The following is an 11,984-nucleotide window of genomic DNA, read 5'->3' on the forward strand; positions in this document are numbered from 1 at the left end:
CCCGACCATTTGCTCCCCAGCAGATTACTGATTTTGCACAGATAATTCCTGCTCATCATATCGCTGGAGACGATCAATGAAAGGAGCAGCCCTCTCGTTCAGAGAGAAACTGGGATATGGCATGGGCGATGCCGGATGCAACATGATTGGCGGTGCCATCATGCTGTTCCTCAATTATTTCTACACTGATGTGTTTGGTTTAGCCCCGGCGCTGGTCGGTACGCTATTACTGTCGGTACGCGTACTTGATGCGGTAACCGATCCGATCATGGGGGCGATTGCCGATCGTACGCACAGTCGCTGGGGCCGCTTTCGTCCGTGGCTGCTGTGGGTTTCCGTGCCTTACGTGCTGTTTAGCGTGCTGATGTTCACCACGCCGGAGTGGAGCTACGACAACAAGGTTATCTGGGCGTTTGTCACTTACTTCCTGATGTCACTCACTTACACCGCCATCAACATTCCTTACTGCTCGCTGGGCGGTGTGATCACCAACGATCCGGGTGAGCGCGTGTCATGTCAGTCCTATCGCTTTGTGATGGTGGGCATTGCCACGCTGATCCTCTCACTTTCGCTGTTACCGATGGCCGAATGGTTTGGAGGCGACAACAAAGCGCGCGGTTACCAAATGGCCATGGGCGTGCTAGCGCTGATCGGTTTGGCAATGTTCCTGTTCTGTTTTGCCAATGTGCGTGAACGCATTCATCCTGCGACGCCAAGCAACGATGATTTGAAACAAGATCTGCGCGACGTGTGGAAAAACGATCAGTGGGTGCGCATTCTGCTGCTGACCTTCTGCAACGTCTGCCCCGGTTTTATCCGCATGGCCGCCACCATGTACTACGTCACCTGGGTGATGGGGCAATCAACGCACTTTGCCACGCTGTTTATCAGCCTTGGCGTCATCGGCATGATGTTCGGCAGCACACTGGCAAAAATCCTCACCGATCGCTGGTGCAAGCTCAAGGTGTTCTTCTGGACCAACATCGCGCTGGCGCTGTTCTCCTGCGGCTTCTACTGGATTGATCCGCACGCCACCGTCGCGGTGGTCATCGCCTACTTCCTGCTGAATATCCTGCACCAGATTCCCTCGCCGCTGCACTGGTCGCTGATGGCCGACGTGGATGATTACGGCGAATGGAAAACCGGCAAACGCATCACTGGTATGAGCTTCTCCGGCAACCTGTTCTTCCTCAAAGTGGGGCTGGCGGTGGCGGGGGCGATGGTCGGTTTCCTGCTGTCGATTTATGGCTACGATGCCGGCGCAAAACAGCAGACCCCCAACGCGATTAACGGCATCATGCTGCTGTTCACGGTCATTCCGGGCGTGGGATATCTGATCACCGCCGGCGTGGTGCGTTTAATGAAAGTGGATCGCAACTTAATGCGTACGATTCAGGCCGATCTGGCGCTGCGCCGTGCCCATTCACACCACGAATCCCCTATCGCGTCCTCTGCGACTGCGCAACCCGGAGAGATCAAATGAGCTGGCCCAATCCTTTTATTACGCAACGCGCCGATCCCTTTATTCTGCGCCATGCCGATGGCTACTATTTTATCGCCTCGGTGCCGGAATATGACCGACTGGAGATTCGCTATGCCTCAACGCTGGCTGGCCTGATTGAGGCAGAAGCGGTAACGGTGTGGCACAAACCGGATACCGGCCCCTTTAGCGCGCTGATCTGGGCGCCAGAACTGCATCACATCAACGGGCAATGGGTGATCTATTTCGCTGCCGCACCGACGCGGGCGATAAAAGATGGCCTGTTCCAGCACCGCATGTATGCGCTGGTGTGTAATGATGCCGATCCGCTGAGCGGTAACTGGCAGCCCTGCCGCCGCGTACATACGCCCATCGACTCCTTCTCACTGGACGCCACCTACTTCCACCATCAAGGTAAACACTGGTATCTGTGGGCGCAAAAAGATCCGGCGATTCCCGGAAACTCTAACCTGTATCTCGCCGAGTTGCTCAATCCGTGGACGCTAAAAAGCGCCCCGCTGATGCTGAGCCGACCGGAGTATGAATGGGAGTGCGCAGGATTTAGCGTTAATGAAGGACCGGCGGTAATTCAGCATGGCGACCAGCTGTTTGTCACCTATTCCGCCAGCGCGACCGATGAAAATTACTGTCTGGGGATATTAAGCATTGATGTGTTGGCCGATCCGCTCAACATCAACGCCTGGCGTAAATCCGCGCGGCCGGTATTTGCCACCAGCTGGGATAATCAGCAATACGGACCGGGACACAATAGCTTTACGGTGGATGAAGCGGGAAGAGCGGTGCTGGTGTATCACGCACGCAATTACACCGAAATTGAGGGCGATCCGCTGTGGGATCCGAATCGCCATACGCGCTTGAAATATTTCGACTGGCGTGAAGACGGCACACCGGATTTTGGCGTGCCGCCAGCCGATCACACCAGCGTGCCGTAGATCGTCAACAGCGCGACCACCACCACCAGCACCAGAGAAATACGTTTCGCCAACGCCACTGCAACACGTGGCGTTTCAACTTTATCCATGTGCGGATCGCGCGCCAGCGAGAACTGCGCCAGGCTGGTCAGCACCTGATATTGCGGGCGATGCAGATCGCCCAGCGCGGCAAACCACGCTGGCAGCGCACGTTCGCCGTGGCCGAGCAACGCGTAAGCCACGCCGGCCAAACGCACGGGGATCCAGTCCAAAACGTGCAGCAGACGATCAACGCCAGACTGCGAGCGCGCCAGCGGCGACTGATGCTTCGCCAGCCAGCTCTGCCAGGCGCGCAGAAACGCATAACCCACCAGCAGCACCGGGCCGTAAGGTCCACCGACCACAAACCAGAACAGCGGCGCAAGATAGAAGCGGAAGTTAATCCAAATCAGCGCGTTCTGCAGTTCACGCAGGAACTCGCGCTCGCTGCACTCAACCGGCACGCCGTGAATCAGCGTCAGTTCAGCCGCCATCGCCTGATGCGCCGCTTCATCGTCATGGCTCGCCGCTTTGAGATAGCTGTGATAATGCAGTCGCACCGAACCCGCGCCGATACACAGCAATCCCACCAAAATCCAGAACAGCAGTTGCGCCACGCCAAACAAGATGCCTTTCAGGCTCCACACCACCAGCCAGACGATCAGCATCGCTATCACTGTCATCATCAGCGTGCGCAGCAGGGAAAAACGCTGGCGGCCACGAAACAGCGGCTCCAGCCGATGGTCCAGTTGCCAATGCTCACCCAACTTAAACAGGCGTTCCCAACCTAAAACCAATAACAAGCTAAACAACGTCATACCCGCTCCTGCTGTCTCAGGGATTCTCCTGCCTGATGGATTCTTTATAGCGCAACCAGTCAAAAGAGGAACCGGGATCGGTTTTCCGCTCTGGTGCGATATCGCTATGGCCGGTGATGCGCGCAGGCGTCAACGGATAGTGCTGCAGCAGGAGTTGAGTCACCTGTTGCAAAGTCGCGTACTGGGCATCGGTATAGGGCAGCGTATCAGTGCCTTCCAGTTCAATGCCCATGGAAAAATCGTTGCAGCTTTCACGTCCTTCAAACTGCGACACGCCGGCGTGCCAGGCGCGCTGATCGAAAGAGACGTATTGCACCAGCTCGCCGTCGCGACGGATTAAACAGTGCGCCGCCACGCGTAAATGGGCGATGTCCGCAAAATAGGGATGCGCATCGGCAGGCAACGTGCCGGTAAATAAGCGATCAATCCACGGCCCGCCAAACTCACCGGGCGGTAAGCTGATGTTGTGAATCACCAACAGCGAGGGCACTTCATCATTTGGACGCTGATTGAAGTGTGGTGAAGGTACTTTACGCGCGCTGGTAATCCAGCCCTCTTCCAGTTTCATGCTGTTAAATCCTAAGCAAAATCAGGCTGAGAATAACATGTTTCACTCAGCAGACTTGCGACTTAATGCGCCGACACAGTTGAGTTCAGGATACTAAACATTTCACCGCCAGCAACTGGCAATGGTCGATAAATCAGGCTAAGGTGAGCGCACGAAATTTCGTCTTATAAGGGGCAAACCATGGCAACGCGTCGTTACGATCCCGATCATCGCCGTCAGGAGCTAATTAAACGTATTGAACAGGATATCCCGGAGGCCGTTGCCCGGGCGCTTCAGGAGGATTTAGGCGGCGAAGTGGATGCGGATCGCGATATCACGGCGTTGCTGCTGCCGGCAGACAAGCAGGCGGTGGCAAAAGTCATCACCCGTGAAGCCGGTGTTTTTTGTGGTAAACGCTGGGTAGAGGAAGTCTTTATCCAGCTCGGTAATAAAGTCACTCTTAACTGGCATGTTGAAGATGGACAAGCGCTGGTTGCCGATCAGCTGCTGTTCGAGCTTACCGGCCCGGCGCGCCTGCTGTTAACCGCAGAACGCACCGCACTCAACTTCGTGCAGACGCTCTCTGGCGTGGCCACCGAGGTCAGCCGTTATGTCGCCCTGCTGGCGGGCAGCCAAACCCAGTTGCTTGATACACGCAAGACCTTGCCAGGCCTGCGTACCGCGCTGAAATATGCGGTGTTGTGCGGTGGCGGTAATAACCACCGTTTAGGCCTTTCGGATGCTTTCCTGATAAAAGAAAACCACATTATCGCCAGCGGCTCGGTGCGTAACGCCGTAGAAAAAGCGCTGTGGCTGTCGCCGGATGTGCCGGTAGAAGTTGAAGTTGAATCGCTGACGGAACTGCAGGATGCCATCGATGCCGGAGCGGACATCATCATGCTCGACAACTTTAGCCTTGAGATGATGCATGCAGCGGTTGCGCTAACCCACAAACGTGCGCTGCTTGAAGTCTCCGGCAACGTAACCGAAACCACGCTGCCACAAATTGCCCAGACCGGCGTTGATTATGTTTCTGTCGGCGCGCTGACCAAACATGTGCGCGCGCTGGATCTGTCGATGCGTTTCCGCGAGCTTTAATGCCCCGTTCTGCCGCGTGTTAGTGCGGCAGATATGCGAGCTGGCTTCCAAAATGCTGTTATCTCCGCTGTAAATCTGACGATTCTCTGCGCGATGCTTTCCAGCCTCGCGCAGCCATGACTTCCGCTTTCCCTCGCCCTTTTCTACCGTAGCGGCTCCACAACAAGGAGCCTCACTATGGACAGACAACGCGGTTTTACCCTTATCGAATTAATGATTGTGATTGGCATCGTCGCCATTCTCAGCGCCATCGGTTTACCGGCTTATCAAAACTACCTGCAACGCGCAGCGCTCACCGACATGCTGCAAACCATGGTGCCGTACAAAACAGCAGTAGAACTCTGTGCCATTGAGCGCGGCGGACCGGCGCAGTGTCAGGCAGGAGAACGCGGCATTCCGGTGGCCAAAGGTTCGCGCTATGTGGCAACGCTGAGCGTGGTCAACGGAACCATCAACCTGACCGGCCAGGAAAGTCTCAGCGGATTAACGGTTGAAATGCTGCCGATTTGGAGCGCAACGGATGGCACGTTGAGCTGGCAACGCACTTGTACCAGCGATAACAGCAGCCTGCGCGATAGCTGCCTCGAGCAGTTTCGCTTTGCCGACAAGGATGCCAACTGATGGACAACCCTAATAGTGCACTGCACACGTTGTGCGCCCGTTATCAGGCGGTGATTCTGCACCATGACGCCACGCTACTGCGCGTAGCGGTAGCCGACACACCCGATCCGCTGCTGCTGGAAGCGCTACAGTTCGCCAGCCAGTGCAAGGTGGAGGTCGAGTGCTGGCCTGCGGCACGGCTTGAGCAGTTGCTGCACGAGCCGGATGCCGCTGCAGCACCACGTGAACAGGCCAGCGCTGAGTCAGCGATTAACGCGGTCGATCAGATTTTGCGCCAGGCCATTCAGCGGCGCGCCTCAGATGTGCATTTTGAACCGCAGCGCCATGGACTGCGGGTGCGTCTGCGCATCGATGGCGTGTTGCACAAACTACCGCAGCCTTCTGAAGCACAACCCGCTGCGATTCTGGCGCGCCTGAAAATTCTCGGAGGATTGGATATCGCCGAACGGCGTCTGCCGCAGGACGGACAGTTTACGCTGGAAATAGAGGACAAACTGGCGGCGTTTCGACTCTCAACGCTACCGGTAAGCCAGGGTGAAAAAGCCGTGGTGCGGCTGCTACAAAGTGAAAACAGCGCCATCACCCTCGATAAACTCGGCATGCCCGCAGCACAGCTGCGTTTACTGAAAAACGCGCTGGCGAAACCGCAGGGTTTGATTCTGGTCACCGGACCGACCGGCAGCGGTAAAACCTTCACGCTCTATAGCGGGTTAAGCGCGCTTAATGTGCCAGAGAAGAACGTTTGTAGCGTGGAAGATCCGGTTGAGATCCCGCTGGATGGTATTAATCAAACGCAGATCCAGCCGCGTAGCGGGCTCGATTTCAATCGTGTGCTGCGCGCACTACTGCGCCAGGATCCCGATGTGATTATGGTGGGGGAAATCCGTGATGCCGAGACGGCCAGCATCGCCGTTAAAGCAGCGCAGACCGGCCATCTGGTGCTTTCCACACTGCATACTAACTCGACTGCTGAAACCCTGACGCGCCTGCGCCAGATGGATATTCCCGGTTATCTGCTGGGCCCCGCTTTGCAGTTGGTGGTGGCGCAGCGTCTGGTCAGACGCTTGTGCGTGCATTGCCGTCAGCCGGGACAAGCCATCGCCCATCTGCCGGCCGAACTCTGGCCGGGCACACTGCAAACCTGGCGAGCGCCGGGCTGTGATCACTGCTTCTCCGGCTATTACGGGCGACTGGCGCTGTTTGAAGTCTTGCCGCTAACCAGCAAATTGCAGAATGCTATCTCGGCAGATATGCCGCTGGAACATCTGCTAACGCTGGCAAATGAACAGGGAATGAAAACATTGCTAGCTGCGGGGCTGGAAGCAGTAAGTCGCGGCGATACTTCTTTCGAAGAGATGCAGCGCGTGGTGGGACTGGGCGATGGCTAATCTCTATCATTTCCGCTGGCAGGCTCTTGATACCATGGGTGTGCTGCAGGAGGGCGAATCACTTAATGCCAGCCAGGATGCGTTGCTCAATCAACTCTCCGATCGCGGCATGCTGCCGGTGAACTGGCAGCGTGGAAAATGCTGGCGTTCGCGCGACTGGAAGTGGCAGCAAAAAATCGATTTGGTGCGGCAACTGGCGACGCTGCTAAAGGCCGGCTTACCTCTGGCGGAAAGTCTGATTCTGCTGGCAGAAGGCCATCCTCATGCCGGTTGGCGGGTATTACTGAAAGGATTGCAGCGCCGCGTCATCGCCGGTGAGCCCTTCTCGCAAGCCTTGCAGGAGTGGCCGCAAATCTTTCCCCCGCTGTTTCCCGCTTTGATGCAAGTGGGTGAATTAACCGGCCAACTCGACGAGTGCTGTCGCCAACTGGCGCAGCAGCAAAGCAAGCAGCAATACTTACGGCAAAAAGTGGTGAAGGCGCTGCGCTATCCCCTGTTTATCTTGCTGGTAGCGCTCGCGGTCAGTGCTGGCATGCTGCTGTTTGTTTTGCCAGAATTTGTCTCTGTCTATGCCAGTTTTGATGCGCCGCTGCCCGCTTTTACTGCTGCGGTGATGTCGCTGTCAGAACTGCTGCAGAAGGCCGCGCTGCCGCTGTCGCTAGTAGGTGCCGTATTAGTGATGATTGTGCAGCAGACTTATCGACGTTCGGTACCGTGGCAAAAACGCGTACATCAATGGTTACTGCGCATGCCACTGTTATCTTCGCTGTGGCGCGGCGGGCAGCTCAGCCAGATATACGCCATCCTGCAACTTACACAACAATCCGGTTTGACCTTGTTGCAAAGCCTGCAGGCGGTTGAAGTGACCTTGGTATCGCGATTGTGGCGCGATGCCATCGTTCAGTTGCAGCAACACATTGCTGCGGGTGCGCCGCTGCATCAGGCGCTGCAACAGCATCTGCTGTTTACACCTCTTTGTGCCCAACTCATCCGAGTGGGTGAAGAAGCGGGTGCATTAGATGTGATGCTGGCACGGCTGGCGGAGTGGCATGAGGCGCAAACATTAGCGCGCGCTGATGCTCTGGCGGCATCGCTGGAACCGATGATGATGGTGGTAATCGGCGGGATAGTTGGCACTTTAGTGATTGCAATGTATCTGCCGGTATTTGGTCTTGGTGATGCCATTCGATGACGGGCTCGCTCGATGCGCGCCCGTTGTCTGAGATCAGCGAGTGAACACACGGTTCTCTTGTTCAGCGACGCGGATAAAGGTGGTGCGTTTCGTCAACTCTTTCAATCGTTCTGCACCGACGTAGGTACAGGCTGAGCGTAAACCGCCAAGGATATCTTTAACCGTCTCCTCAACCGGGCCGCGCACTGGCAACCGCACGGTTTTGCCTTCCGTCGCACGGTATTGCGCAACACCGCCAACGTGGCGTTTCATCGCCGATTCGGAGCTCATGCCGTAGAACAGCATAAATTTCTCACCCTGTTCTTCGACGATGGTTCCTTCACACTCGTCATGTGCCGCAAGCATGCCGCCGAGCATGGTGAAATCTGCACCGCCCCCGAAAGCTTTGGCAATGTCACCTGGAACCGAGCAGCCGCCGTCGCTGACGATCTGTCCGCCTAAACCGTGTGCCGCATCTGCGCACTCGATAACGGCAGAAAGCTGAGGATAACCAACGCCGGTCTTCACGCGTGTAGTGCACACTGAGCCGGGGCCAATACCCACTTTAACGATATCTGCGCCAGACAAAATCAGCTCTTCCACCATTTCACCGGTAACCACGTTGCCTGCGCAGATGGTTTTACCTGGGAAGCTTTCACGCACGCGCAGCAGGAACTGAACGAAGTGCTCAGAGTAGCCGTTAGCAACGTCGATGCAGATAAAGTTGAGCTGCGATGATAACGCCAGAATGGCGGATAACTTCGTGAAATCTGATTCTGATGTACCAGATGAGACCATCACATGACTCAGCACCGCCGCTGGCACGCGTTGTACAAATGCCTGCCACTCTTGCACGCTGTAATGTTTATGCACTGCGGTCAGTACGTTAAAACTCGCCAGGGCTTCAGCCATCGTGAAAGTACCGACGGTATCCATGTTGGCGGCAATAATCGGTATGCCACTCCAGTTCAAGCCTGAGTGTTTAAAGGTGAAGGTGCGTTCCAGCTCAACCTCGGAACGGCTTTTCAAAGTGGAACGTTTTGGGCGGATCAAAACATCTTTAAAGCCCAGTTTTAAATCTTCTTCAATGCGCATAGCTGATTATCCTGGTTAGTGACGACGAACCGCGGTTCGGGTAGCGCTCACGGCTCCAGTGTCGTTATCATACGCGCCATTCGTTCCGCGACAAGACTGCGAATTTCACTTTATTTAGGCTACAATCCCTTAAATTTAGCTGAGAAAATTGATTGTGATCATGCTCTCATCTTGCTGTGGTTAATCGCCGCTCACGATATAAATTTTGCGAGAACGCTATGCCTTATACCGTTGCGCTCACCGGCGGCATTGGCAGTGGTAAAACCACTATTGCCAACGCTTTCGCAGCGCTAGGCGTTGATATTATTGACGCTGACGTCATTGCCAGAGAAGTTGTTGAGCCCGGAACGCCTGCCCTAAAGGCGATTGCTCAGCGTCATGGAGATACCATTTTGACGGCAGAAGGCACGCTCTATCGTGCGCGGCTTCGTGAAATTATTTTCCAACAGCCACAAGAGAAAAACTGGCTCAATCAGTTGCTTCATCCACTCATCAACGCCCGCACGCAACAATTAAAATTATTGGCCACCTCACCTTATGTGCTTTGGGTGGTGCCGCTGTTGGTCGAAAACGGCTTACAGCATCAGGCCGATCGCGTGTTGGTCGTGGATGTGGATACCGCCACGCAGTTGCAACGCACCCAACAACGAGATGGTATTTCGCTAAGTCAGGCGAAAAATATTCTTGCCGCACAGGCTAGTCGCGAACAGCGTCGGGCCTGTGCGGATGACATCATTGATAACAGTGGTACGCCTGAACAGGTGCTACCGCGCGTTGCTGAGCTTCACCAGCGCTATCTACGCCTGGCAGCAACCGGAAAGGATTAACATCATGAGCACAATTGTTCTGTTTGAACACCCTTTGAATGAGAAGATGCGCACCTGGCTGCGCGTCGAATATCTGATTGATCAGCTGCATGAAACGGTGCCGGTTAACGGTTCGGTATCAGCACTTGGCGTTTTCCGTATTCTTAGCGATTTACTGGATATTTTTGAGCGCGGAGATATGCGCACTGAATTGTTAAAAGAACTGGAGCGCCAGCAACAAAAATTACGCGCCTGGCTGGATGTGCCAGGCATTGATGAACTGCGCGTGAATGATCTGCGTCAGCAGCTGAAGCAATGCTCAAGCGAACTCATGGCGGCACCGCGCATGGGCCAACAGTTACGTGAAGATCGCCTGGTTGCTCTGGTACGTCAGCGTTTGAGCATTCCCGGCGGCTGCTGCAGTTTCGATCTACCCAGCCTGCACATCTGGCTGCATCAGGAGCAAGCGGTGCGAGATGTTCAGGTGAATGGCTGGCTGGCATCACTGAATCCGCTGCGTAATAGTTTGACGATGATCCTCGATTTGGTGCGCCAGTCTGGCATATTTCGTCATCAAACCAGCCTCAACGGTTTTTATCAGGATAACGCCGAAGGATCCGATTTACTGCGCCTGCAATTAACTCTGGAAGACGCGCTGTACCCACAGGTCTCGGGTCACAAAAGCCGTTATGCGATTCGTTTCCTGCCATTAGACAGCGAACGCGGAGAAGTACCAGCCCGACTGAATTTTGAATTAGCTTGTTGTTAGAGGAAGTTATGCCGGAAGAGATAATTACCGTACCTTGCCCCAATTGTCGTCGCGATGTGATTTGGGATGAGTTGAGCCCGTGGCGGCCATTCTGCAGCAAACGTTGCCAGCTGATTGATTTAGGTGAATGGGCAGCAGAAGAGAAACGTATTCCCAGCAGCGGTGACCAGATGGACAGCGATGACTGGAGCGAAGAACAGCAGTAAAAAGTAAGGGGCTTAGCGCCCCTTCACTTAAATCTCGCCAGCCACTAATCGGCTGATCAATTCATGGTTCGCAGGCGGAAATTCATCCGCGACCAAATCCTGCTGTTCGACCCAACGCTGTGGCTGACCTTCACGACCATAAGGTTCGCCGTTCCAGCCTTCAACCAGGAAGAAATGCAGCGTAACGCGCAGATCTTCATAACTGTGATCGGCCTGACCAATCGCGCTTGCCGACGTGACTTCAATACCGGTTTCTTCCATCAGCTCACGCTTGAGCGCCTGCTCGGCAGATTCATCTTGTTCAATTTTTCCGCCGGGAAACTCCCACTTATTCGCCATATAGGAGCTTGCCGCACGCTGGGCAAGGAAGATTTGACGTTCTGTATTGCGAATGATGCCCACCGCAACCTGCAGGTGTTTCATAAGCTGGATTCCGCTTTTTTAATAAAATGAGCGCTGAGTGTAAATCAGACATCGAGTGATGTTAACCTTTGAGCGGAAAGTGACGTCCCACGCCCTACAAAAGCCAGTGATTAAGACATGTCGTAAGGATCGCAACCGGGAATGTTGGGAATACTCGCAGCACTTTCTTCTGTTAAACCCGACTACCTATGGAATTCAAAGAAACAACGTTTCTGGCGCAAACTACGCCGGAACAATTACATGCCCTACGCCATCTGGTATTTCATGACATCCTGACGTTAGACAGCGCAAAGAACACCTTAACATGGTGGCCTGAACACAAAGTTATTTCGTTGAATGAAGCGCAAAAACGATTCTTCTCCTGTCTGTTGCTGCGGATTACCTCGAAGCGTCAGATTATTGCCACCGTTTGGAATGAGAGCTATCCGAGCATCAGCGATAACAATTACCATCAGCTACTGTTCCAAAGCCGGGCGCTGTTGAAGCGAGCTGGCTTACCGGATGGTTTGCTGGTCACGCTGCCGTATCATGGCGTGCGCCTAAACGAAGAGAAACTCATGGCGATAACACGCTAAATCGTCAGCAAAAAAA

General features: G+C 54.7%; 14 protein-coding genes. 10 read left to right on the plus strand and 4 right to left on the minus strand.

Annotation, left to right across the window (positions count from 1 at the left end; genetic code table 11):
* The first annotated feature begins 76 nt into the window (after positions 1 to 76).
* Positions 77 to 1,483, plus strand: a complete 1,407-nt coding sequence (locus PZBJ_RS08410; protein WP_101762096.1) for a glycoside-pentoside-hexuronide (GPH):cation symporter — start codon at positions 77 to 79, stop codon at positions 1,481 to 1,483.
* Positions 1,480 to 2,433 (plus strand): glycoside hydrolase family 43 protein, encoded by a 954-nt coding sequence (locus PZBJ_RS08415; RefSeq protein WP_101762097.1) that lies wholly within the window; start codon positions 1,480 to 1,482, stop codon positions 2,431 to 2,433. Before PZBJ_RS08410 ends, PZBJ_RS08415 begins: the two co-directional genes overlap by 4 nt.
* Here the strand turns inward: PZBJ_RS08415 and ampE are convergent.
* Both ampE and ampD read right to left on the minus strand, forming a co-directional pair.
* On the minus strand, positions 2,415 to 3,269 hold the full coding sequence (gene ampE / locus PZBJ_RS08420; protein WP_101762098.1) for a beta-lactamase regulator AmpE: 855 nt from the start codon (positions 3,267 to 3,269) through the stop codon (positions 2,415 to 2,417). The genes PZBJ_RS08415 and ampE overlap by 19 nt on opposite strands.
* A gap of 16 nt (positions 3,270 to 3,285) precedes the next feature.
* Entirely contained in the window at positions 3,286 to 3,837 is a 552-nt protein-coding gene (ampD, locus tag PZBJ_RS08425) for a 1,6-anhydro-N-acetylmuramyl-L-alanine amidase AmpD (RefSeq protein WP_101762099.1), read from the minus strand.
* Between the two features lie 180 nt (positions 3,838 to 4,017).
* Between ampD and nadC the strand changes: the two genes are divergently transcribed.
* The 4 genes from nadC (at position 4,018) to hofC (ending at position 8,115) form a co-directional block, all read left to right on the plus strand.
* The gene (gene nadC / locus PZBJ_RS08430; protein WP_101762100.1) at positions 4,018 to 4,914 is read left to right on the plus strand and encodes a carboxylating nicotinate-nucleotide diphosphorylase; all 897 of its coding nucleotides are present in this window, start codon (positions 4,018 to 4,020) and stop codon (positions 4,912 to 4,914) included.
* Between the two features lie 177 nt (positions 4,915 to 5,091).
* A complete protein-coding gene (gene ppdD, locus PZBJ_RS08435) occupies positions 5,092 to 5,535 on the plus strand; it encodes a prepilin peptidase-dependent pilin (RefSeq protein WP_101762101.1) in 444 nt (147 codons plus the stop codon).
* Complete coding sequence (gene gspE / locus PZBJ_RS08440) at positions 5,535 to 6,923, plus strand: type II secretion system protein GspE (RefSeq protein ID WP_101762102.1); 1,389 nt, start codon at positions 5,535 to 5,537, stop codon at positions 6,921 to 6,923. Before ppdD ends, gspE begins: the two co-directional genes overlap by 1 nt.
* Positions 6,916 to 8,115: a protein transport protein HofC gene (gene hofC, locus PZBJ_RS08445; protein ID WP_101762103.1), complete on the plus strand. Its 1,200-nt coding sequence runs from the start codon at positions 6,916 to 6,918 to the stop codon at positions 8,113 to 8,115. The genes gspE and hofC overlap by 8 nt, the downstream gene beginning before the upstream one ends.
* A 33-nt stretch (positions 8,116 to 8,148) precedes the next feature.
* Here the strand turns inward: hofC and PZBJ_RS08450 are convergent, their stop codons facing one another.
* Positions 8,149 to 9,189 carry a GMP reductase gene (locus tag PZBJ_RS08450; RefSeq protein ID WP_101762104.1) on the minus strand — a complete coding sequence of 347 codons (1,041 nt, stop codon included), beginning with the start codon at positions 9,187 to 9,189 and terminating at the stop codon, positions 8,149 to 8,151.
* Between the two features lie 218 nt (positions 9,190 to 9,407).
* Between PZBJ_RS08450 and coaE the strand changes: the two genes are divergently transcribed.
* The 3 genes from coaE to yacG are packed head-to-tail and all read left to right on the plus strand — an operon-like array spanning position 9,408 to position 10,970.
* Positions 9,408 to 10,016 carry a dephospho-CoA kinase gene (coaE, locus tag PZBJ_RS08455; RefSeq protein ID WP_101762105.1) on the plus strand — a complete coding sequence of 203 codons (609 nt, stop codon included), beginning with the start codon at positions 9,408 to 9,410 and terminating at the stop codon, positions 10,014 to 10,016.
* A 4-nt stretch (positions 10,017 to 10,020) separates the two neighbouring features.
* Positions 10,021 to 10,764, plus strand: coding sequence for a cell division protein ZapD (gene zapD / locus PZBJ_RS08460; RefSeq protein WP_101762106.1), 744 nt, complete (start codon positions 10,021 to 10,023; stop codon positions 10,762 to 10,764).
* A gap of 8 nt (positions 10,765 to 10,772) precedes the next feature.
* The gene (gene yacG / locus PZBJ_RS08465) at positions 10,773 to 10,970 is read left to right on the plus strand and encodes a DNA gyrase inhibitor YacG (RefSeq protein ID WP_061718119.1); all 198 of its coding nucleotides are present in this window, start codon (positions 10,773 to 10,775) and stop codon (positions 10,968 to 10,970) included.
* A 27-nt stretch (positions 10,971 to 10,997) separates the two neighbouring features.
* On the opposite strand, the gene mutT is transcribed toward yacG, so the two are convergent.
* Positions 10,998 to 11,393, minus strand: a complete 396-nt coding sequence (gene mutT / locus PZBJ_RS08470; RefSeq protein ID WP_101762107.1) for an 8-oxo-dGTP diphosphatase MutT — start codon at positions 11,391 to 11,393, stop codon at positions 10,998 to 11,000.
* A gap of 188 nt (positions 11,394 to 11,581) precedes the next feature.
* Here mutT and PZBJ_RS08475 point away from each other — a divergent pair, with 188 nt between their 5' ends.
* Positions 11,582 to 11,968, plus strand: coding sequence for a winged helix-turn-helix domain-containing protein (locus PZBJ_RS08475; RefSeq protein WP_101762108.1), 387 nt, complete (start codon positions 11,582 to 11,584; stop codon positions 11,966 to 11,968).
* Positions 11,969 to 11,984: the final 16 nt, after the last annotated feature.

This window comes from Pantoea endophytica, assembly GCF_002858935.1.
In the GTDB taxonomy this organism is placed as follows: Bacteria; Pseudomonadota; Gammaproteobacteria; order Enterobacterales; family Enterobacteriaceae; genus Pantoea; species Pantoea leporis.